This is a genomic window from Microtetraspora fusca (assembly GCF_001570365.1).
Taxonomy (GTDB): Bacteria; Actinomycetota; Actinomycetes; order Streptosporangiales; family Streptosporangiaceae; genus Microtetraspora; species Microtetraspora fusca.
In genome coordinates this window covers 1-20440 of sequence record NZ_BBYK01000060.1, presented here as the reverse complement: position 1 = coordinate 20440, position 20440 = coordinate 1, and the positions used below count along the sequence as shown (strand labels likewise).

19 protein-coding genes are annotated in these 20440 nt (G+C 73.1%); 13 read left to right on the top strand and 6 right to left on the bottom strand.

What is annotated here, in order from left to right:
• Nucleotides 1-68 precede the first annotated feature (68 nt).
• A complete protein-coding gene (locus AWQ68_RS27960; protein WP_066945570.1) occupies nt 69-965 on the bottom strand; it encodes a siderophore-interacting protein in 897 nt (298 codons plus the stop codon).
• 214 nt (nt 966-1179) lie between these two features.
• Between AWQ68_RS27960 and AWQ68_RS27955 the strand changes: the two genes are divergently transcribed.
• The gene (locus tag AWQ68_RS27955) at nt 1180-2043 is read left to right on the top strand and encodes a DMT family transporter (protein WP_066945568.1); all 864 of its coding nucleotides are present in this window, start codon (nt 1180-1182) and stop codon (nt 2041-2043) included.
• On the opposite strand, the gene AWQ68_RS27950 is transcribed toward AWQ68_RS27955, so the two are convergent.
• Entirely contained in the window at nt 1985-3088 is a 1104-nt protein-coding gene (locus tag AWQ68_RS27950; RefSeq protein WP_066945566.1) for an MGDG synthase family glycosyltransferase, read from the bottom strand. The genes AWQ68_RS27955 and AWQ68_RS27950 overlap by 59 nt on opposite strands.
• A gap of 65 nt (nt 3089-3153) precedes the next feature.
• Here AWQ68_RS27950 and AWQ68_RS27945 point away from each other — a divergent pair, with 65 nt between their 5' ends.
• From AWQ68_RS27945 to hpnH, 8 genes are all read left to right on the top strand, one after another.
• Nucleotides 3154-3918: a polysaccharide deacetylase family protein gene (locus AWQ68_RS27945; RefSeq protein WP_245656146.1), complete on the top strand. Its 765-nt coding sequence runs from the start codon at nt 3154-3156 to the stop codon at nt 3916-3918.
• A gap of 129 nt (nt 3919-4047) precedes the next feature.
• Nucleotides 4048-4908 (top strand): squalene synthase HpnC, encoded by an 861-nt coding sequence (gene hpnC, locus AWQ68_RS27940; RefSeq protein ID WP_169809003.1) that lies wholly within the window; start codon nt 4048-4050, stop codon nt 4906-4908.
• On the top strand, nt 4895-5764 hold the full coding sequence (gene hpnD / locus AWQ68_RS27935; RefSeq protein ID WP_245656144.1) for a presqualene diphosphate synthase HpnD: 870 nt from the start codon (nt 4895-4897) through the stop codon (nt 5762-5764). Before hpnC ends, hpnD begins: the two co-directional genes overlap by 14 nt.
• Nucleotides 5761-7104 (top strand): hydroxysqualene dehydroxylase HpnE, encoded by a 1344-nt coding sequence (gene hpnE / locus AWQ68_RS27930; protein WP_066945560.1) that lies wholly within the window; start codon nt 5761-5763, stop codon nt 7102-7104. Before hpnD ends, hpnE begins: the two co-directional genes overlap by 4 nt.
• Nucleotides 7101-8108 (top strand): polyprenyl synthetase family protein, encoded by a 1008-nt coding sequence (locus AWQ68_RS27925; RefSeq protein WP_066945557.1) that lies wholly within the window; start codon nt 7101-7103, stop codon nt 8106-8108. Before hpnE ends, AWQ68_RS27925 begins: the two co-directional genes overlap by 4 nt.
• 1 nt (nt 8109) lies before the next feature.
• A complete protein-coding gene (shc, locus tag AWQ68_RS27920; protein ID WP_066945554.1) occupies nt 8110-9984 on the top strand; it encodes a squalene--hopene cyclase in 1875 nt (624 codons plus the stop codon).
• Nucleotides 9981-11489 (top strand): 4-hydroxy-3-methylbut-2-enyl diphosphate reductase, encoded by a 1509-nt coding sequence (gene ispH, locus AWQ68_RS27915; protein ID WP_066945551.1) that lies wholly within the window; start codon nt 9981-9983, stop codon nt 11487-11489. The genes shc and ispH overlap by 4 nt, the downstream gene beginning before the upstream one ends.
• Entirely contained in the window at nt 11486-12490 is a 1005-nt protein-coding gene (gene hpnH / locus AWQ68_RS27910) for an adenosyl-hopene transferase HpnH (RefSeq protein ID WP_066945548.1), read from the top strand. Before ispH ends, hpnH begins: the two co-directional genes overlap by 4 nt.
• Here the strand turns inward: hpnH and AWQ68_RS27905 are convergent.
• Nucleotides 12456-13223 carry an SDR family NAD(P)-dependent oxidoreductase gene (locus AWQ68_RS27905; protein ID WP_066945545.1) on the bottom strand — a complete coding sequence of 256 codons (768 nt, stop codon included), beginning with the start codon at nt 13221-13223 and terminating at the stop codon, nt 12456-12458. The two genes, hpnH and AWQ68_RS27905, sit on opposite strands and share 35 nt — an antisense overlap.
• 145 nt (nt 13224-13368) lie before the next feature.
• Here AWQ68_RS27905 and AWQ68_RS27900 point away from each other — a divergent pair, with 145 nt between their 5' ends.
• The 3 genes from AWQ68_RS27900 to mads6 all read left to right on the top strand — a co-directional run bounded on the left by AWQ68_RS27900 (nt 13369) and on the right by mads6 (nt 16376).
• Complete coding sequence (locus tag AWQ68_RS27900; RefSeq protein WP_084464475.1) at nt 13369-14172, top strand: polysaccharide deacetylase family protein; 804 nt, start codon at nt 13369-13371, stop codon at nt 14170-14172.
• Nucleotides 14173-14214: 42 nt separating this feature from the next.
• Entirely contained in the window at nt 14215-14850 is a 636-nt protein-coding gene (locus AWQ68_RS27895) for a nucleoside/nucleotide kinase family protein (RefSeq protein ID WP_066945818.1), read from the top strand.
• A gap of 98 nt (nt 14851-14948) precedes the next feature.
• Nucleotides 14949-16376 (top strand): methylation-associated defense system protein kinase MAD6, encoded by a 1428-nt coding sequence (gene mads6, locus AWQ68_RS27890; RefSeq protein WP_066945542.1) that lies wholly within the window; start codon nt 14949-14951, stop codon nt 16374-16376.
• Between the two features lie 428 nt (nt 16377-16804).
• Here the strand turns inward: mads6 and AWQ68_RS27885 are convergent, their stop codons facing one another.
• The 3 genes from AWQ68_RS27885 to AWQ68_RS27875 form a co-directional block, all read right to left on the bottom strand.
• Nucleotides 16805-17017: a tautomerase family protein gene (locus AWQ68_RS27885; RefSeq protein ID WP_066945539.1), complete on the bottom strand. Its 213-nt coding sequence runs from the start codon at nt 17015-17017 to the stop codon at nt 16805-16807.
• Nucleotides 17018-17327: 310 nt separating this feature from the next.
• Entirely contained in the window at nt 17328-18308 is a 981-nt protein-coding gene (locus AWQ68_RS27880; protein WP_084464474.1) for an alpha/beta hydrolase, read from the bottom strand.
• A 61-nt stretch (nt 18309-18369) separates the two neighbouring features.
• A complete protein-coding gene (locus AWQ68_RS27875) occupies nt 18370-19437 on the bottom strand; it encodes an alcohol dehydrogenase catalytic domain-containing protein (protein WP_066945538.1) in 1068 nt (355 codons plus the stop codon).
• Between the two features lie 120 nt (nt 19438-19557).
• On the opposite strand from AWQ68_RS27875, the gene AWQ68_RS27870 reads away from it, so the two are divergent.
• On the top strand, nt 19558-20157 hold the full coding sequence (locus AWQ68_RS27870) for a CGNR zinc finger domain-containing protein (protein WP_084464473.1): 600 nt from the start codon (nt 19558-19560) through the stop codon (nt 20155-20157).
• The last annotated feature ends 283 nt before the right edge of the window (nt 20158-20440 follow it).

Sequence of the window (20440 nt, the reverse complement as noted above, 5' to 3'; positions counted from 1 at the left end):
TGCCCGTCCCCTCCACCCGAACCACACTAAACGGTGCGGATCAGATCAGAAGGAACATAGCAATGGGCTCACTGGTGTTCGGGCGCCCCCTGCCGCCAGTAGCCCATGAAGGCGACGCACGAGCGGTCCACGCCCAGCTCCCGCACGAGGTGACGGCGCAGCTCGCGGACCACGCCCATCTCGCCGGCCAGCCAGGCGTAGAAGCCGCCGGACGCCCGCTCGGGCACGTCCCAGAGGAGCTCGGAGGACTCGTCGTCGGGCTCCTCACCCCGCTCCGGCCCGCCCGCCGCGAGCCCGAACGCCCGTACGGCGTCACGCACGGCGGGGATCAGCAGCTCGCCGTGCGGCGCCGTACCGCGGGGCAGCCAGGTGACCTCGACGTTCGGCGTGACACGCAGATCGAGGACGTCGTCGGGCTCGGGCACCTCCAGGAGCACCCGGGCGGCGGCGGAGTCGCCCAAAGTCTCGGCGATCGCGGAGACGGCGGGCACGGCGGTCTCGTCCCCGGCCAGCAGCAGCCGGGTCGCGCCGGCCGGAGGCGCCCACTCGACCCCGATCGGCGGGCCGGAGTGCCGCGCGTCGGGGCCGACGATGACCACGGGGCTGCCCGGACACGCCTGCGCCGCCCATCGGGAGGCGACCCCCACGGGCCCGTGCAGCGCGAAGTCGATGTCCAGCTCGCGGCGCCGGCCCGGGACCTCGCGCAGGGCACGCACGGTGTAGGTGCGGATCGGGTTCTTCCTGTCTTCCGGCAGGTCACGCCAGATCGGGAACCAGTCAGGCCCGGTGGGGAAGGCGTCCAGCCCGGCCTCCGGCAGCGGCACCACGACCTTGACCCGCTGGTCGTACCCGTCGTGCCCGAACCCGGACAGGTCATCACCCGCGAACGTGACCCGCACGAAGGTCGGGCTGAGCCGCTCGGTACGGGCGACGTGCAGGCGGAACGGCCGATAGGCGACGGTCATGGAGCCTCCATCAACTTAGGCATGCCTAACTTTGCTTAGGCTAACCTAGCTACCAACGATCGGGCCAGGGGAAGATCGGCCAAGCGGCAGGCAAGGCCGGGTCGCGGCCCCGCCCTGACCGGCGTGGAACGCTTGCGCGGGCTTCGAGTTCCCCGATGCTCGGGCCTATGACCACCATCGACGGACAGCGCGACCCCCTGAAGGCCGGGCGCCGGTGATCGCGGTGCTCCTGGCCGTACTCGCGGCGGCCTGCAACGCCCTCTCCTCGGTGTTGCAGCGCCGGGCGGCGCGCACCGCGCCCCAGAGCGACGCCTTCAAGCTGACGCTGCTGTGGGACATGATGCGCAAACCGGTCTGGCTGGGCGGCATCGTCGCCTTGATCGGCGGCTTCCTCCTCCAGGCGAGCGCCCTCAACTTCGGGACGCTCGCGCTGGTCCAACCGCTGCTCATCACGGAGCTGCCGTTCACCATGGTGATCATCTGGTTGATGTACCGGATCAAGCTGACCTGGAGCCTGTGGCGGGCCCTCATCGCCGTCACCGTCGGGCTGGGGGTCCTGCTCGCCTCGGCGAGCCCCGGGCACGGGACCCGGTCTCCGGAGACCGCCGACTGGATCATCGTCACAGTGGTGTGCGGCGCCATCCTGGCGTACCTCATCGCGACGGCCAAGATCACCCGGGGCGCCCAGCGAGCGGCCCTGCTCGGGATCGCCTCCGGCCTCGGCTTCGCCTTCACCGCGGCGCTGATGAAGGAGAGCACCCGCCTCTTCGACTCCGAGGCGGCCCATCTGCTGACCACGTGGCCGGTGTACGCCATGGTGGCGGTCGGCGTGTTCAGCGTCTTCCTGCTGCAGAACGCCCTGCAGAGCGGCAACCTCGTCGTCGTCCAGCCGACCCTCAACGTCTCCGACCCCGTGGCGAGCATCGGGCTCGGCGTCGCGCTCTTCGGCGAGACCATCCGGCTGGGCGCCTGGATCGTGGCCGAGCTGGTCGGCATCGGCCTGATCTTCTACGGCAGCGTCAAGCTGGCCCAGTCGCCGCAGATCCGCCAGGGAGACCTGATGGCACGGCCGGAGTGAAGAACGACTCGGCGGGAGCGGCGGCGAACAGCGCCGCGGCGGCGGCCGCGTGCCGCTCCCGCCCGCCCGGCGTCCCGATCCGGTCGAGCGCGGCGAGCAGTTCCCCGGCGTCCTGGGCGTACACGCTCAGCCCGGCCTGCGCCATCGCCAGCGCGCCGTCCCGCCCGTGCCCCGGGATCGGCAGGAAGGAGACCACCGGCACCCCCGCCGCCATCGCCTCCCGGCAGGTCAGCCCGGCCGCGTTGTCCACCAGCGCGTACGCCCCGGCCAGCAGGCCGGGCATGTCGGCGCACCAGCCGAGCGCGGTCGCCGACCGTCCCAGACGGCGGGCGAGGCGGCGGCGCAGTTCGTCGTTGCGGCCGCACAGGACGACGGGCGCGTAGCGGCCGGAGTGGGCCAGGATCCGGGCCGTCCGCTCGACGCCGCCCACCCCCCAGGCCCCCGCGGACACCAGCACTGTGCGCCCGTCCCCCGGAGCCGCGGCCGTGCGCTCCAGGAACTCCGCCCGGACGAGCGGGGCGTGCCAGTGGGCGGGCCGACCGGTCACCGCCCGCACCGCACGCGCGCTCGCCGGGTCGGGGCAGAGATACCGGTCGTTCCCCGCATGCAGCCAGAGCCGGTGTGCCGCGAAGTCGGTGAGCAGCACGGTGCTCGGCACCGGCAGCAGGCCGCGGGCCCGCAGGTGCCCGGCCGCCTGCGCGGCGAGGTGGAACGCCGACACGACCTCGTCCGGCCTCCGGCTCCGTAGCAGCCGCCGCAGCCGGGCCGCGACCAGCGCGGTCATGGGAGACACGCCCCCGGGCCCGCCGCGCGGCACGAAGAAGGCCCGGTAGATCAGCTCATACGCCCACGGAGCCGAGCGCATCATCCAGCCGTACCCGCCGCGTAGCGCCGGCCCCAGCCGCAGCGGCAGCAGGTCGAGCACGTCGGCCACCTCGGCGTCCACGCCCCGCGCGACGAGCCGCCGGACCAGCTCGGCCGCGGCGGCGTCGTGCCCCGCGCCCATGCTCGCGCTGAGGATCAGGACCGCGCGCCGGGCCGGCATCGCCGTACCTCTCCCGCCGGACCCCCGGCGGCGTGACCTGGCAAAACGCGGGAAACAGGAGAAAGGTGAGGATTAGAACCCGCGGAGTGGCCGCCCTGGCCGGGCTGGCCCTGCTGCACGCCGGCCCCGCCGCCACCTGGCTGCGCACCGTACGACGGCTGACGCCCCGCCTGGCCGGCGACGGCGCGCACGGTCACGTGGCGCTGACCTTCGACGACGGCCCCGACCCGCGCTCCACGCCACGCTTCCTGGACGAGCTGGAGCGGCTCGGCTGCCGGGCGACGTTCTTCGTGCTCGGCGAGATGCTCGACCGCCATCCCGGGCTCGGCCGTCGCATCGCCGAGCACGGCCACGAGATCGCCGTCCACGGGTGGCGCCACGACAACGCGCTGCTCGCCCGGCCGGGCCGCATGACGGTCGAGCTGGCCCGGGCCGCCGAACTGGTCGCGGCCGTGACGGGGACGGCTCCCGCCTGGTACCGGCCGCCGTACGGCGCGCTCAGCGCCGAGACGCTGGTCGCGGCCCGGCTCCTGGGGCTGCGGCCGGTGCTGTGGACCGCGTGGGGCCGGGACTGGACGCCCACGGCCAGCCCGGACTCCGTGGTGGCCGCCCTGGCCCCCGGGCTGCGCGGCGGCGCCACCCTCCTGCTGCACGACACCGACCACACCGCGGCGCCGGGCTGCTGGCGGTCGGCGCTGGGCGCGCTGCCCCGGCTGGTCGCGGCCTGCCGGACGGCCGGCCTGCGGGTCGGGCCCCTGCGGGACCACGGCATATCGCACGGCGGATTCCCTCCCACCCCGGCAATTCGAAACAACAGGCCGGGCAAATAAATCGCCGGTGAATTGTCAGAAAAACGGCGGCGGATCCGGACAACAAATATTCGCCCAGCTCATGCCCGGCAAACCCCAATGACCCGAGAGTCCGCGTTTATGGCCGCCCACGACGGACAGCCTCAATTTATGTCATCGGGGGGAGACGACGCACGAGACGTCGCACTCAAAGCGCGCCGGGAAAACTTCCCGGTCGCGTCCCGGCTGCTGCCGCGCGGTTATCGCCGTCACCTCCTCGCGGTGTACGGCTTCGCGCGGTTCGTCGACGACATCGGCGACGAGCCCGGGAACGGCGATCCGCTGCGCCTGCTCGACACCGTGGAGTCCGACCTGCACCGCCTCTACACCGGGCACACCCCCTACCTGCCCGCCGTACGGGAGCTGGAGGAGACGGTCGAAACCTGCTCCATCCCCGCGGCGCCGTTCCACCGGCTCGTCGAGGCGAACCGGCGCGACCAGACGGTCACCCGGTACGCCACGTTCGAGGAGCTGCTCGACTACTGCGAGCTGTCCGCGAACCCGGTCGGCCACATCGTGCTGCACGTGTTCGGCCTGGCCGCCCCCGACCGGCTGGACCTCTCCGACCGGATCTGCACGGCGCTGCAGATCATCGAGCACTGCCAGGACGTCGGCGAGGACTACACGCGGGGCCGGATCTACCTGCCCAAGGAGGACCTCCAGCGGTTCGGCTGCACGGAGGCCGACCTCTCCCGGGCGAGCACACCCGGCCGGCTGCGCAACGTGGTGGCGTTGCAGACCGACCGGGCCGAGCGACTGCTCCACGAGGGCGACCCCTTGGTCGCCTCGGTGCGCGGCCTGGCCCGCCTCGCCATCTCGGGCTACCTCGCCGGGGGCCACGCCACGATCGCCGCGCTGCGCCAGGCCGGCTACGACGTCCTCGGCCGCGCCGTACGGCCCCGCGGCACCCGCCTCGCCGCGGGGTGGCTGCGCATCCTGGCGAGAAGGGGGTTGGGCCGTGGGCGTCCCTGAGGCGTACCAGCACTGCGAACAGATCATGCGAAGGAATGCGCGCAACTTCTCCTACGGCCTCCGGCTGCTGCCGGCGCCCAAGCGCCGCGCGCTGAGCGCGGTCTACGCGTTCGCCCGCCGGATCGACGACATCGCGGACGGCCACGGCCCGGTGGGCGCGCGACTGGCCCGGCTGAACACGGCCAGGGAGGCGCTGGACGGCCCGCCGCGCATCCGCGCGGACGGGAGCGAGGACCTCGTGCTGGTCGCGCTGCACGACGCCGCGCGACGCTACCCGCTGCCGCTCGCCGCGTTCGGCGAGCTGATCGACGGGTGCGCCGCCGACGTGCGCGGCACGACGTACGCGCGGTTCGACGAGCTGCTCGCCTACTGCCGGTGCGTCGCCGGGTCGATCGGGCGGCTCTCGCTCGGCGTCTTCGGGGCCGACGACCCGGAGGCGGCGACGCCGCTCGCCGACGCGCTCGGCGTCGCGCTTCAGATCACCAACATCCTCAGGGACGTGCGCGAGGACCGGCTGGCCGGGCGGATCTACCTGCCGATCGAGGACCTCGAACGGTTCGGCTGCACGCTGGACCTCGACGGCGCCGGCCGGTTCACCGACCCGCCGCACCGGCTGGTCACACTCATCCGGTACGAGGCCGTACGCGCCCGCGAGTGGTTCGCGGACGGGATGCGGCTGCTGCCCGCGCTGGACACCCGCAGCGCGGCCTGCACGGCGGCGATGGCGGGCATCTACCGGTGCCTGCTCGACCGCATCGCGGCCGACCCGACCGTGGCGCTGACCGCCCGGTTATCGCTGCCGCCCTGGGCGAAGGCCATGGTGGCGGCGCGCGCGCTCGCGGGGGCGGGCCGATGACGCGGGACCCGGTCGTGATCGTCGGGGGCGGCCTGGCCGGCATCGCCGCCGCGGTGGCGCTCGGCGAGGCCGGTCTCCCCGTGACGCTGTACGAGGCCCGGCCGCGGCTCGGCGGCGCGACGCACTCGTTCACCCGCAACGGCCTCGCGGTGGACAACGGGCAACACGTGTTCCTGCGCTGCTGCACCGCCTACCGGGGGCTGCTCGAGCGGCTCGGCGGCACGTCCCGGGTGGACGTGCAGCCCCGGTTCGACGTGCGGGTGCTCACCCCGGACGGGCGGTCGGCGCGGCTGCGGCGCTCCGCCCTGCCGGGGCCGTTCCATCTCATGCCGGCGCTGGCGCGGTACCCGCTGCTCGCGCCGGCCGACCGGCTGCGCGCCGTGCGCGGCTCGCTCGCCCTGCGGCGGCTCGACCCGGCCGATCCCGCGCTCGACCGGGTGGACCTCGCGACGTGGCTGGCCGCGCACGGGCAGAGCGACGCGGCGCGACGCGCGCTGTGGGAGCTGTTCGCGGTGGCCGCGCTGAACGTGGGCGCCGGCGACGCCGCGCTCGGGCCGGCGGCGATGGTGTTCCGCACCGCGCTGTTCGGCCGGTCGGACGCCGCGGACATCGGCGTGCCGACCGTGCCGCTCGGCGAGTTGCACGGCACGGCCGCGCAGGCCGCCATCACCCGGCTCGGCGGTGCCGTACTGACGTCGTCGAAGGTCACCGCGATCGAGCCGGGGCCGGTCGTCGTGGTGAACGGCGCCCGGGTGAAGGCGTCGGCGGTCATCGTCGCCACACCGCACGAGCAGGCCGCCGGGCTCGTCCCACTGGACGCGGCCCCGGACCGGGCCCGCTGGAGCGGACTGTCGGCCAGCCCGATCGTCAACGTCCACGTCGTCTACGACCGCCGGGTCACCGGCCTGCCGTTCGCCGCGGTGGTGGACTCGCCGGTGCAGTGGGTGTTCGACAAGACGCGGGTCGCCGGGCTGCGCGACGGCCAGTACCTCGCGGTCTCCGTCTCGGCCGCGGACCGCTGGATCGACACGCCGACCGCGCGGGCGCGCGCGGTGTTCGTCCCCGCGCTGGAACGGCTCTTCCCCGGCGCGCGGCGAGCCCGGATCACGGACTTCTTCGTCACCAGAGAGCGTCGCGCCACCTTCCGCCAGGGGCCCGGCAGCGGCGCGCTCCGCCCCGAGGCCGCCACCCGGTGGCCCGGGCTGTTCCTCGCCGGCGCGTGGACCGACACGGGCTGGCCCGACACGATGGAGGCGGCCGTGCGCAGCGGACTCAACGCGGCCAGATTGGCCAGGCGTCATCTGGACGCGGGGACTCTCACCACGGGGGCGGCCCGGTGAGCGCGGTCATCCCGCCGACCGTCGCGGTCGCCCGCGGTCTGGTGGAGCCGGTGCTGCGCGACGCCGTGGACCGGCTCGACCCGATCACCCGGCGCGTCGCCGCCTACCACCTCGGCTGGGCCGACGCGGAGGGCCGGCCCGTCACGCCCGGGGGCAAGGCGCTGCGGCCGGCGCTCGCCGTGCTGTCGGCGCGGGCGGCGGGCGCGGAGGAGTCGCTGGCGGCGGCCGCGGCGGTCGAGCTCGTCCACGCGTTCTCGCTGCTCCACGACGACATCATGGACGGGGACCGGATGCGGCGGCACCGCCCGGCCGCGTGGACCGTCTTCGGCCAGTCGGCGGCCATCCTCGCCGGTGACGCGCTGCTCTCGCTCGCCGGGGAGGTGCTGCTGGAGGACGGCTGCCCCGGGCGGGTCCCCGCGGCCCGCTGCCTGGCCGCGGCCACCCGGAGGCTGATCGCCGGGCAGGCGCTGGACCTGGAGTTCGAACGGCGCTCCGACGTGAGCCTCGACGAGTGCCGGCAGATGTCCACGCAGAAGACCGGCGCGCTGCTGGCCTGCGCCTGCTCGATCGGCGCCATGGCGGTGGACGGGCCGGAGCCGCTGGTGGCCGCCCTGGCCTCGTTCGGCGCCGAGGCGGGGCTCGCCTTCCAGCTCGCCGACGACCTGCTCGGCATCTGGGGCAGCCCGTCCGCGACCGGGAAGCCGGTTCTGTCGGACCTGCGGGCCCGCAAGAAGTCGCTGCCGATCGTCGCCGCGCTCACCAGCGGCACCCGCGCGGGCGAGCGGCTCGCCGCCCTGATGGGGGGCGCCGAGCCGCTCTCGGAGTCCGAGCTGCGCGACGCCGCCGCGCTGGTGGAGGAGGCGGGCGGGCGGTCCTGGGCCGAGACCGAGGCCAAGCACCGCCTCGACGCCGCCGAACGCCACCTCGCCGACGCCGACATGCCCTCGGCCGTACGCGCCGAGTTCCTCGACATCGCCCATTTCCTGACGTCCCGAGGACATTGACATGACCACAGTCGCCGCACCCAGCTCCGCCTCGCTCGCCCTCGACGCCGCCTGTGACCACCTGCTCGGCCTCCAGGCCCCCGAGGGATGGTGGAAGGCCGAGCTGCAGACCAACGTGACCATGGACGCCGAGGACCTGCTGCTGCGCCAGTTCCTCGGCGTACGCACGGAGGAGGACACGGCGGAGGCGGCCCGCTGGATCCGCTCCCAGCAGCGCGACGACGGCACCTGGGCCAACTTCCACGACGGCCCCGGCGACCTGTCCACCACGATCGAGTCGTACGCGGCGCTGCGGCTGGCCGGCGACCCGGTCGACGCGGCGCACATGCGCGCGGCGGCCACGTTCGTCCGGGACTCGGGCGGCATCGAGGCGTCCCGGGTGTTCACCCGCATCTGGCTGGCTCTGTTCGGCCAGTGGTCGTGGCGCGACCTTCCGGTCCTCCCACCCGAGATGATCTTCCTGCCGCCCTGGTTCCCGCTGAACGTCTACGACTTCGCGTGCTGGGCGCGGCAGACGATCGTGCCCCTCACCATCGTCAGCGCCCGCCGGCCGTCGCGGCCGCTGCCGTTCGGGCTGGCCGAGCTGCGGACCGGACGGCCCGCCCCGCGCGGGCCGCGTACCGGCTGGGACGGCGTCTTCCACGCGCTCGACCGCGCGCTGCACCAGTACGAGCGGTTCCCGATCCCCGGGGTGCGCCGCGCGGCCGAGCGGCGGGCGGTCGAGTGGATCGTGACGCGGCAGGAGCTGGACGGCTCCTGGGGTGGCATCCAGCCCCCATGGGTGTACTCGCTGATCGCCCTCGACCTGTACGGCTACCGCCTGGACCACCCGGTGATGCGCAAGGGCCTGGAGGGCCTGGACCGGTTCACCATCAGGGACGAGCAGGGACGCAGGCTGGAGGCGTGCCAGTCCCCGGTGTGGGACACCGTCCTCGCGGTCAACGCGCTGCTCGACGCGGGCATGCCGGGCGACCATCCCGCCCTCGTCAACGCCGCCGACTGGGTGCTCCGTGAGGAGATCAAGGGGCCGGGCGACTGGAGCGTGCGGCGGCCGTCGCTCGCGCCGGGCGGCTGGGCGTTCGAGTTCGACAACGACATCTATCCCGACATCGACGACACCGCCGAGGTGATCCTGGCCCTGCGACGGGTGAAGCACCCCGACTCCCGCCCCGCCATCGACCGCGCCCTGCGCTGGGTGAACGGCATGGTCTCGCGGGACGGCGGCTTCGGCGCCTTCGACGCGGACAACACGCGCGAGCTGTGCACCCGGCTGCCGTTCTGCGACTTCGGCGCGGTCATCGACCCGCCCTCCGCCGACGTCACCGCGCACGTCGTCGAGGCCCTCGCCGTGGAGGAGCCCGCCTCCGACGTCGTACGGCGGGCCGTGGTCTGGCTGCTGCGCCACCAGGAGGCCGACGGGTCGTGGTTCGGCCGCTGGGGCGCCAACCACGTGTACGGCACCGGCGCGGTGGTGCCCGCGCTCGTCGCGGCCGGGGTGCGGCCGGGCGCCGCGTGTGTGCGGCGCGCGGTCTCCTGGCTGGAGGCGCACCAGAACGACGACGGCGGCTGGGGCGAGGACATGCGCTCCTACCGCGACCCGGCGTGGATCGGCCGGGGCAGGTCCACGCCCTCACAGACCGCGTGGGCGCTCCTCGCCCTGCTCGCCGCCGGGGAGGTCCGCTCGCCGGCGGTGGAGCGCGGCGTGGCCTGGCTGGTGGGCAACCAGCGCCCGGACGGCGGCTGGGACGAGCCGTACTTCACCGGCACTGGCTTCCCCGGCGACTTCTACATCAACTACCACCTTTACCGGCTCGTCTTCCCCGTCAGCGCGCTGGGGCGGTACGTGCGGGCCGGCGACGAAGGGGCCTCGCCGTGACCGACCCTGTCGTGAACGCCGTCATCTGCACCGCCCTCGGCATCGAGGCGAGAGCCGTACGCGAGGGCCTGCCCGACGACGGCGGGGGCGTGGAGGTGATCAGGACCGGGATGGGCCCGGGACCGGCCGGGCGCGCCGAGGACCGGCTGCGCGACGCGGGCGCGCTCGCGGTGACGGGCTTCGGCGGCGCGCTCGACGACGGCCTGCGGCCCGGCGACGTGGTGGTGGCGAGCGAGATCCGGTTCGAGGGCCGGACGCTGCCCTGCCCGTCCGCGCCGCTCCTCGCGGGGGAGCTGTCCCGCGCCGGGCTCAACGTACGCGCCGGGCCGCTGGCCACCTCCGACCACATCGTGACCGGTGCGGAGCGCCGCCGGCTCGCCGAGGAGGGAGCGCTCGCCGTCGACATGGAGTCGGGGCCGGTCGCGGCCGCCGCCGCGGGCCGGCCCTTCGCGGCGGTGCGGGTCATCGTGGACACCCCCGCGGTGCCGCTGCTGCGCCCGGCCACCATCCGCGGCGGCGTGCTGGCCTTCCGCACGCTGCGACGGGTCGCCCCGGTGCTGGCGCGCTGGGCGGCCGCGTGCGGACCGCACCGCGCGCTGCTCGCCGCGCCGCGCTCCTTCTGCGCCGGGGTCGAGCGGGCCATCGAGATCGTCGAGCGCGCCCTCGACCGGTACGGCCCCCCGGTCTACGTACGCAAGCAGATCGTGCACAACCTGCACGTCGTACGCGATCTGGAGGAACGCGGGGCCGTCTTCGTGGACGAGCTGGACGAGGTGCCCGAGGGGGCCGTCACGGTCTTCTCCGCCCACGGCGTGTCCCCCGGCGTACGGGATGAGGCGGCGGCGCGCGGGCTGCGGGTGATCGACGCGACCTGCCCGCTGGTGACGAAGGTGCACGCCGAGGCGCGCAGGTTCGCCGCGCGCGGCGACCTGGTGGCGCTGATCGGGCACGCCGGGCACGAGGAGGTCGAGGGGACGCTGGGCGAGATCCCCGACTCCGTCGTGCTGGTCGAGGACGTCGCCGACGTGGCGCGGCTGCCCGAGGGCCGCCGGGTCTCCTACCTGACGCAGACCACCCTCGCCGTGGACGAGGCCGCGGACATCGCCGCCGCGATCCGGCGGCGGTTCCCCGACGCCGAGGGCCCGCAGAAGGACGACATCTGCTACGCCACGACGAACCGGCAACACGCCGTACGCGAGGTGGCCGAGGCGTCCGACCTGGTGCTCGTCGTCGGCTCGGCCAACTCGTCCAACTCCCGCCGGCTGGCCGAGGTGGCGGGCCGGGCCGCCCCGGCGCACCTGGTCGACGGCCCGGGCGACATCGCCCTGGACTGGCTCGCGGGGGCCCGCACGGTCGGGCTGACCGCCGGCGCGTCCGCCCCGCCCGCCCTCGTGGACGCGGTCGTGGCCGCGCTGGGCGGGCTCGGCCCGGTGACCGTCGAGGAGCGCCGGGTGGCCGAGGAGACCATCCGGTTCACGCTGCCCAAGGAGGTGCGAACGAGATGACGATGCCGGTCCGCCAGGCCCTGCGCATCGGCGGCTACATCCTCGGCCAGAGGCTGCGCGGGCGGACGAAGTTTCCGCTCCTCGTGGAGCTGGAGCCGCTGTTCGCCTGCAACCTGAAATGCGCGGGATGCGGCAAGATCCAGCACCCCGCCGACGTGCTCAAACGCCGGATGCCGGTCGAGCAGGCCGTCGCCGCCGTCGAGGAGTGCGGCGCGCCGATGGTGTCGATCGCGGGCGGAGAGCCCCTCATGCACCCCCAGATCGCCGAGATGGTGCAGCAGCTCGTCGCCCGGAAGATCTACGTCTTCCTCTGCACCAACGCGCTGCTGATCCCGAAGAAGATCGACCAGTTCGAGCCGTCGCCGTACTTCGCCTGGACGGTCCACATCGACGGGCTGCGCGAGCGGCACGACGCGTCGGTGTGCAAGGAGGGCGTGTTCGACGAGGCGGTGGCCGCCGTTCAGGAGTGCCGGCGGCGCGGGTTCCGGGTCACCACGAACACCACCTTCTTCAACACCGACAGCCCGCAGACGGTCATCGACGTGCTCAACTACCTCAACGACGACCTCCGGGTGGACCAGATGATGATCTCGCCCGGGTACGCGTACGAGAAGGCGCCGGACCAGGAGCACTTCCTCGGCGTCCGGGAGACCCGGGAGCTGTTCCGCAAGGCGTTCTCCGGGGGGAACCGGCGGCGGTGGCGGTTCAACCACACTCCCCTGTTCCTCGACTTCCTCGAAGGCAGGGTGGACTACCCGTGCACGGCGTGGGCCATCCCGTCGTACTCGCTGTTCGGCTGGCAGCGCCCCTGCTACCTGATGGCCGACGGGTACGCGGCGACCTACCGGGAGCTGGTCGAGGAGACCGACTGGGAGTCCTACGGCCGGGGCCGCGACCCGCGCTGCGCGAACTGCATGGCGCACTGCGGGTACGAGCCGACCGCCGTCTTCGCCACGCTCTCCTCGCTCAAGGAGTCGCTCCGGGCCGTCCGTGGCGGCTGACCGGCCGTCCGAACACCCCGGCGAGCGCGCGGAACGGCCCGGGGGCCGCGCCGCGCAGCCGGGCGGGCAGCCGCAGCCAGCCCGGCGCGTACGACTCGGCACGGCCGCGCTCCACCGCGGCCACGATGGCTCGGGCGACCCGCTCCGGCGGGATCGGCGCGGGCCAGCGGCGGGCGTAGGCGGCGCCCCTCCGCGCGAAGAAGGGCGTGTCCACCACGCCCGGCAGGACGACCGAGACGCCGATCCCGGGCACCTCGTACCGCAGGCTCTCGGCGAAGGCGATCAGCGCCGCCTTGGTGGCCGCGTAGACGGCCTCGTCGCAGACGCCCACCGCCCCGGCGATCGACGACACGAAGACCAGGTGACCCCGGCCGCGCTCCACCATGCCGGGGAGCAGCGACCGGGTCAGCGCGACCTGGGCGGTCAGGTTGGCCGCGACCAGCTCCTCGGCGACGCCGTACGGCATGGCCACCAGCGGCCCCGCCCACCCCCGGCCCGCGTTGCCGACCATGACGTCCACCGGGCCCGCGCGTTCGGCGAGGTCGGCGACGCCGGCGGTGAGGTCGCCCGCGACGGCCAGCCCGCCGGTCTCCTCGGCGACGGCGTCGAGCCGCTCCCGGTCACGGCCGGCCAGCACGAGACGGGCGCCCGCCGCGGCCATGGCCCGCGCGGTGGCGGCCCCGATGCCGGACGACGCCCCGGTGATCAGCACGCGGGCACCCGCCAGTCTCATCGCCCCGCCCCCCTTCGTCTCCGAAGTCGTTCCCCGGCTCTTTCCCGGCTACCTCCCGCGAACGGCCCATGGCACGCACCCGAGAAGTGAGACGGTCTTGGCTCTGAGCTGACCTCGCACCGGAAAAGACGACAATATGGATGAAATGGGGAGACGTCGGGCCATCTACCTGGCGGTTCTGGTCGCCGTGGAAGGGGCGTTGGCGGGCTGCGCGGACACGTCGGAGCCGGGCACCCGGCCCGCCGCGAACGCGCCCGGCCGAACGCCCCGGGCCCGCAAGCGGAATTCGCCCAGCCCGTCGCCGAGTCCTTCGCCGAGCCCGGTCTTCTCACCGGTCGCCGTTCCGTCCCGAAAGCCCATCCATCAGATCAACGAGATCAATCCGGCGGCACCGCCGAACTCGATCGCCCTGACGATCGACGACGGGCCCGACCCCGAGTGGACGCCGAAGGTCCTCGACCTCCTCGCACAGCACCACGTGGTCGCCACCTTCTGCCTGGTCGGCGACGCCATCCGCGAACATCCCGAGCTCGCCAAGCGGATCGCCGCGGCGGGCCACGCCATCTGCAACCACACGATGAGCCACCCGCAGCCCTTCGCCTCGCTGTCGTCCGAGCGGATGACCGCCGAGATCACCGGTGCCCACCGCGAGATCTGGAAGACCACCGGCGTCACCTCGCGGCTGTTCCGCGCGCCAGGAGGCGACTGGTCGAGCTCCATACTCCAAACCGTCGCCGGGAACGGCATGCAGCCGCTCGACTGGGACATCGACCCGCGTGACTGGTCCCGTCCCGGCACCGGCGCGATCGAGGCCGAGCTGCTGCGCGCCAAGCCGGGCAGCATCCTGCTGTGCCACGACGGGGGCGGGGACCGCGCCCAGACCCTGAGCGCCCTCACCACCGTCATCCCCGTGCTGCAGAGCCGGGGACTCACCTTCATCACCCTGTGACCGCATGATGCGTCGAGGCGGGCGGGACTTACGGTGGACGGTGTGCGCGCACGCCCCGTCTCCCCTTCGCTGCTGGTCGAGGAGATCGCCGACCGGATCGCCGCGGGCCCGAAGGAGTCCTGGGTACGTGTCGCCGTCGACGGGGCGCCCGCGGCCGACCCCGGACGGCTGGCCGACGCCCTCGTGGCGCCCCTCCGCCTGCGGGGCCGCGAGGTGCTGCGGGTCTCGGCGGCCGACTTCCTCCGGCCCGCCTCGCTCCGCCTCGAGTTCGGCCGCACCGACCCCGACGCGTTCTACACCGACTGGCTGGACGCCGGAGCGCTGGTCCGCGAGGTCCTCGGACCGCTCGCGCCCGGCGGGACCGGCCGGGTGCTGCCCTCCCTGTGGGACAGCGCGCGCGACCGGGCGACCCGGGCCGCGTACGTCACCCTGCCGCCCGGCGCCGTGCTGCTGCTCGACGGGGCCCTGTTGCTCGGCCGTGGCCTGCCGTTCGATCTGGCCGTCCACCTCGCGCTTTCCGAGGCGGCGCTCGCTCGACGCACCCTCGCCGAACACGAATGGCGACTGTCCGCTTACACTCGGTATGAGCACGAGGCCAGACCATCGTACGTCGCCGACATCGTCGTCCGCGTGGACGACCCGCGGCACCCGGCAGTGGTCACCGATACCGGATCATGAAGGCTGGATCATGAAGTCTGGATGTGGCCTGGCGCGTGGGCACCGGTATCCAGAAGGATGACCTCCGGGAATGTGGGTGAGAAAGGCGGCACAGGGAGATGGCTCAGATCGTCGGTGGCGGAAGCCCCGTCAATGACGCGGAGCGACGGGTCATCGCCCACCTCAGGGACAACGCCCCGGACGACTGGCTGCTGCTCCACAACATCGAGGTGCCACGCGGCGCCGACCTGTTCGAGGTCGACGTGATCGTGATCACCGGCCACTCGCTGTGCGTGATCGACGTGAAGGGCGCGCGGGGCCGCTTCGAGGTCTCCGGCACGCGCTGGTTCCCCCAGCGGGGCGGCGAGGCGTTCGGCTCCCCCGTCGCCAAGCTCCGCGGCACGGCCCGCGCGCTCAAGGGCGTGCTCCTCGACATCCACCGCGGACTCGACCGCGTCTACGTCGACAGCGTGGTCGTGCTGACCGCCCCCGACGCCGTGCTCGTCGACCCCAGCGGCCGCGACGCCCGGTACGTCACCAACCTGCCCGGCCTCGTCGGGATGCTGGGCGACGCCTCCCGCGTGCGGCAGGGGTGCAGCCCGGACGCCACGCCGTACCGCACCGCGCTCCTCGAAGCGCTGAACGGCACCGTGCGCCGCTCGACCGCGCCGCCCAGGTTCGGCAACTGGAAGGTCGAGGAGCAGCTCGGCGGCGACAACCGGGTCACCGAGTACCGCGCCGTCAACGCCACCGCCCCGGCCAGCGAGACCGTCCTGCTGCGGGTCTACCAGGCCGACCCGCTGGCCGACCGCGACCAGCGCGTCGCCGAGCAGCGGCGGATCGCCAACGCCTACCAGGCCCTCGCCAAGATCCCCGCGCATCCGTGCGTCGCCCGCTCGCGCGACTTCTTCGCCATCGACGACGAGAGCCGGTTCGTGCTTGTCCTCGACGACGTCCACGGCCAGGCCCTGCACCTGCGCCTCGCCGGGCGGATGCCGGCCACCGCCGCCCGCCTCGACATGGTCGACGACATCCTGAGCGGCCTGGCGCACGTCCACGCCAACCAGGTCATCCACCGCGCGCTCAGCCCCGCCTGCGTGCTCGTCACCGAGAGCGGGCAGGCGGTGCTCACCGGCTTCGACTACGCCAAGCCGGGGCCGCGCAAGCACACCGTCGCCAACGAGCTGCCCAACGTCCTCGACACGCACTACGTCGCGCCCGAGTGCCGGCTCAGGCCCGACCGGATGACCCCCGCCTCCGACGTGTACGCGGCCGGGGTCATCGCCTTCCAGATCCTCACCGGGCAGCTCCCCACCCCCGGCACGGACATCGAGGCCGCCGCCGCGGGCGTCGCCCCCGAGATCATGGACCTGCTGCGCCGGATGCGCGACGAGACGCCCGGCAAGCGTCCCGAGGCGGCCGAGGCCCTCGCCGTGCTGCGGCAGGCGCGGGACACCCGCGTCGCCGCGGGCCACCCCGCGCCGCGCACCCAGCCCCTGCTCCTCGACCGCCTACGCGGCGCCCTCCGCCGCTTCACCCGCGACTGACGGTCAGACACGCCCGCAGCTGGTCGCGCCGACGTAGGCAGGGCCCTCGCCGTCGATAAGTGCCGCTGCGCTGCTGCGGGTGGCTGTCCCGGCGCGCCGTGATAGCCGGCCTCTAAACACCGCTGGTTCCTCGCGTCCACCTTCCCGTCTCGCTTGCCGGACCCGCACCGTCCGATAGTTCCGGTGCGTACCGTCGTTGTCGGGGCTGCTCTCCATCAGGACCGGCCGACTCGCCGGACCCGACTGCCCCCTGCTTCTGCCGTCCCGCTGCGACGGGACAACGGTGCGGGTTTCACACCCGCACGCGGATCACAGCGCCTCGTGGCGCACGGTCTTCCACCTCCACTCGAACCAACAGCGCCTCACGGCGCAAACGGAAGTTGAGCCAGAACCGTTTGAAGTGAACGAAGCCACGTGGGTCATGCACTTCAGCGCTGACGCGACTTTTCGAGGAAGTCGGGATCGGAGGCGAGGACGCCGCCCTGCGCCCAGTACTTGACCGGGTTGGCGTGGAACAGGACGAGAATCTTGTCGCGCGGGATACTCGTGACGCGGTGCACGGTCTCGGTGACCTCAGTCAACAGTTCCTGCGTCTGCTCGTCACTGGTGCCCTCCCAGGCGGCGATGTTGATGATGGGCATCGTGCTTCTCTCTTTCGTCTCTTCTTCAAGGGGATGCCGCGCCGGTCTCGCGGCAGCATCGGGGTGGCTACTGGCGCTGCGTGCTCCATTTGTCGTGGAGCCACATCTGACTAGGCAACGGGCTTCGGCGCTGTTCCGGGCGACATCGCGTTCGTAGGTGACGGTCTGGCCGTGCTCGCCGACGATGACCCGGGCGTGAAGCCCGGCCGCTGACGAGTCGTGGCAGCCACTCGTCGATGGCCGTGCCGTCCGGCCCCGACCGAGGACTTCGGTCGGGGCCTGCACCGGCATACGAGCCGGTCGGAGTGCGTCACGACGTGGATGTGTCCTGGAACCGGCGGGCGAGGTAGTTGAACCAGGACTGCTGGAAGGTGGCCGCGAGTTGCGACTCGGGGGCGAACAGGTCGAAGGCGTGGTAGGCGCCCGGGTAGAGGTGCAGTTCGACCGGGACCCCGTGGGCGCGCAGGCGTGCGGCGTAGTCGAGGTCCTCGTCGCGGAAGCAGTCGAGTTCGCCGACCGCGATGAAGGTGGGCGGCAGCGATCTGAGATCTTCCGCGCGGGAGGGCGCCGAGTACGGGGAGACGTCGTCGGTTCCGGCGCGTTCCCCCAGGATTGCCTGCCAGGCCAGGATGTTCGTGGAGCGGTCCCAGATGCCGATGTCGGTGATCTCGTGGCTCGATACGGTCCGGTTGCGGTCGTCCAGCATGGGGTACGTCAGCGATTGGAACAGGGGCGCCGCACCGCCGCGGTCCCGCACCAGCAGTACGGTAGCCGCCGCGATGCCTCCGCCGCCGCTCTGGCCCGCGATGCCGATCCGGGCGCCGTCCAGACCCAGGGTGTCCGCCTGGCGGCTGAGCCATTGGTAGGCGGTGAAACCGTCCTCGGCGGCGCCGGGAGAGGGTGTTTCCGGGGCGAGCCGGTAGTCGACCGCGGCGACGGCGCAGCCGAGCCGCGAGCACAACCGCTTGAGCCAGGGATCGTCCTGGGCGGCGAAGCCGAGCACCTGACCACCGCCGTGGAACCAGAGCATCACCGGCAGCGGTCCCTGCGCGGTCGCGGGCCGCAGCAGACGGACCGGCACGTCGGTGCCGTCCGCCCGGCTGACGCGGTGCTCCTCCGTGGTGACCGACGTGTCGTCGGGCTCGCTTTCGGCGATCGACTGGGCCTGCGCGCGGAACGCCGCGCGCGTCGCGGGGATGTCGGTGAGGTCGAACGCTCCGTTGGACGTCATGGGGACGCCGTCGAGTGCCTGGCTCAGTTCCCGGTCCATCAGCAGACGGGAAACGGGCATGATCGTGCCTGCTTTCTTTCCATGAGGGGGCGCCGCTCCGGGCGGCGCCGGGCGGGACGGCTCAGGCCTGGAACTCGTCGATGACGACCACGCCGGTCGGCCCGTACGTCTCCAGGGACTCCAGCACCCCGCTCGCCTCGTGGAGGCCGACGGTGCGGGTCACGATCCGGCCGGGGTCGAGGCGGCCGGCGGCGATCATGTTCAGCATCGTGCCGAACCGCTGGCCCTGCATGCCGAAGGCACTCAGGATCTCCAGCTCCTTGACCATCATGACGTCGATCGGCAGCGCGACGTCCCCCTTCTCTGCGGCGGTGGTGTGCCCGAGCTGGAGGTGGCGGCCGCGCGTACGCAGGGACAGGACGGAGTTGCGGCAGGCGGCGGCGATCCCCACGGCGTCGACCGACACGTGGGCGCCGCCCCGAGTGAGGGTCTTCACCGCGTCCGTGGGCTCGTCATTCGCCGCGTTGATGGTGTGGACCGCGCCCAGGGCCCGCGCGGCCTCCAGCTTCTCGTCCGTGATGTCGATCGCGATGACGTTGGCGCCCGTCGCCGCAGCGATCTCCACCGTCGACAGGCCCATGCCGCCGCCGGCGCCGTACACCGCGACCCATTCCCCGCCACGGACCCTCGCCTGGTCGACGACACCGTGGAAGGCGGTCATGTAGCGGCAGGCGAGGGCGGCGACGTCCGTGAAGCCGACGGACTCCGGTACCCGGACCAGATTGACGTCGGCGAAGCGGACCATGACGTACTCGGCGAAGGCACCCCAGTAGGACACTCCGGGCACGAGCGAGTCCACGTGCTCGCACACCTGCTGGTTGCCGCTGCGGCACATCTCGCAGGAACCCTCGCCGGGGTTCATCGGGAAGATGACACGGTCGCCCTCCCGCCAGTCCCGCACGTCCCGGCCGACCTCCACGACCGTGCCGGCGAACTCGTGGCCGAGGACGAACGGCGGCTCGACGCTCGGCCCTCCCGTCCAGAAGTTCCCGGCCCACAGGGCCCAGTCCGTCCGGCAGATCCCGTTCGCCCCGACGCGCAGGATCGCGCCGTCCGGCGGGCAGACAGGGTCGGGCACGTCGCGGACGACGAGCGGCTTGTTGAGTTCTTCGATGACTGCGGCGCGCATGGACGCGACCTCCGGGTGGCTCGTGGTGCAGGGAAGGCGTTCAAAGTCCACCGGTTTAAGTGGTGGACTTGAAACCTAGGCGCTTGTCCGGCGCGTTGTCAACCACATAAAGTGGTGGACATGGATGACAAGAACGGTCGCCGCGAAGGGCGCCAGCGCGCCAAGGCCGACTTCCGCTTCGACGACGCGCGGCTCTGCTTCGCCTTCGCCGGCACCCTGGCCGATCGCGGCACGGACACGCCCTTCGAACGGCTGGCCCGGCCGGAGGACCTGGGCCGCTGGAGCGTGGAGAGCGGCTGCACCACGGTGGCGCCAGCCTGCACCGAAGCCGACCTGGACCACGCCAGACGACTGCGCGAGGCGGTCCAGCGGACCGGCCAGGCCCTGGCGGACGAAATCGCGCCCGCCCACGAGGACATCGCGCTGATCAACAGCGCGGCCGCCGAGCCCACATCCGTACCCGAACTCTCGGCCGACGCGACCTCCGTGCACTGGCGCGGGGACGAGGTCGCGGCGGCGCTCTCCATGGTCGCGCGGGACCTGATTGAGCTCTGCCGCTCGGACCACCGCACACGCGTCCGCATCTGCGGAAACCCCGCGTGCGGCACACCCTTCGTCGACACCTCCCGCGCGGGCGCCCGCCGCTGGTGCTCGATGAAGACCTGCGGCGCCCTCGCCAAGAAGCGCGCCTACCGGGCGAGGTCGCAGAGCGGGTCCTGACCCCGGTGCCCCAGACCGGCGACCGGAGCACCACCGGTCTCTAATACTGCAACGGTGCTTGCCGTGACTGATGGCCAGGTCGGTCGTTGGTGTGGTTGTGGGTGGGGACCTTGCTGATGTCAGGTTGTGGGCGAGTGAACTGGACGCTGTGCATGAGCGGTTCGTGCACCGTTTCAGCAGGTCGGAGCCCCGGGAGTCGGCACTTGCTTAAGGGCACAGGGCAGAGGTCATCAGTGTCATGGCCGCCTTATGGGGGTCGCCGGAGAAGGTGGTGATCGACAAT

Bases quoted from the DNA above. Each gene is read 5' to 3' on its own strand.
- hpnE (WP_066945560.1), top strand. From the start codon at position 5,761: ATGACGCGGGACCCGGTCGTGATCGTCGGGGGCGGCCTGGCCGGCATC.
- AWQ68_RS27880 (WP_084464474.1), bottom strand. From the start codon at position 18,308: ATGCCCGTTTCCCGTCTGCTGATGGACCGGGAACTGAGCCAGGCACTC.
- hpnH (WP_066945548.1), top strand. From the start codon at position 11,486: ATGACGATGCCGGTCCGCCAGGCCCTGCGCATCGGCGGCTACATCCTC.
- AWQ68_RS27875 (WP_066945538.1), bottom strand. From the start codon at position 19,437: ATGCGCGCCGCAGTCATCGAAGAACTCAACAAGCCGCTCGTCGTCCGC.
- AWQ68_RS27950 (WP_066945566.1), bottom strand. From the start codon at position 3,088: ATGCCGGCCCGGCGCGCGGTCCTGATCCTCAGCGCGAGCATGGGCGCG.
- AWQ68_RS27870 (WP_084464473.1), top strand. From the start codon at position 19,558: ATGGATGACAAGAACGGTCGCCGCGAAGGGCGCCAGCGCGCCAAGGCC.
- AWQ68_RS27960 (WP_066945570.1), bottom strand. From the start codon at position 965: ATGACCGTCGCCTATCGGCCGTTCCGCCTGCACGTCGCCCGTACCGAG.
- shc (WP_066945554.1), top strand. From the start codon at position 8,110: ATGACCACAGTCGCCGCACCCAGCTCCGCCTCGCTCGCCCTCGACGCC.
- AWQ68_RS27885 (WP_066945539.1), bottom strand. From the start codon at position 17,017: ATGCCCATCATCAACATCGCCGCCTGGGAGGGCACCAGTGACGAGCAG.
- mads6 (WP_066945542.1), top strand. From the start codon at position 14,949: ATGGCTCAGATCGTCGGTGGCGGAAGCCCCGTCAATGACGCGGAGCGA.
- AWQ68_RS27900 (WP_084464475.1), top strand. From the start codon at position 13,369: ATGGGGAGACGTCGGGCCATCTACCTGGCGGTTCTGGTCGCCGTGGAA.
- AWQ68_RS27905 (WP_066945545.1), bottom strand. From the start codon at position 13,223: ATGAGACTGGCGGGTGCCCGCGTGCTGATCACCGGGGCGTCGTCCGGC.
- hpnC (WP_169809003.1), top strand. From the start codon at position 4,048: ATGTCATCGGGGGGAGACGACGCACGAGACGTCGCACTCAAAGCGCGC.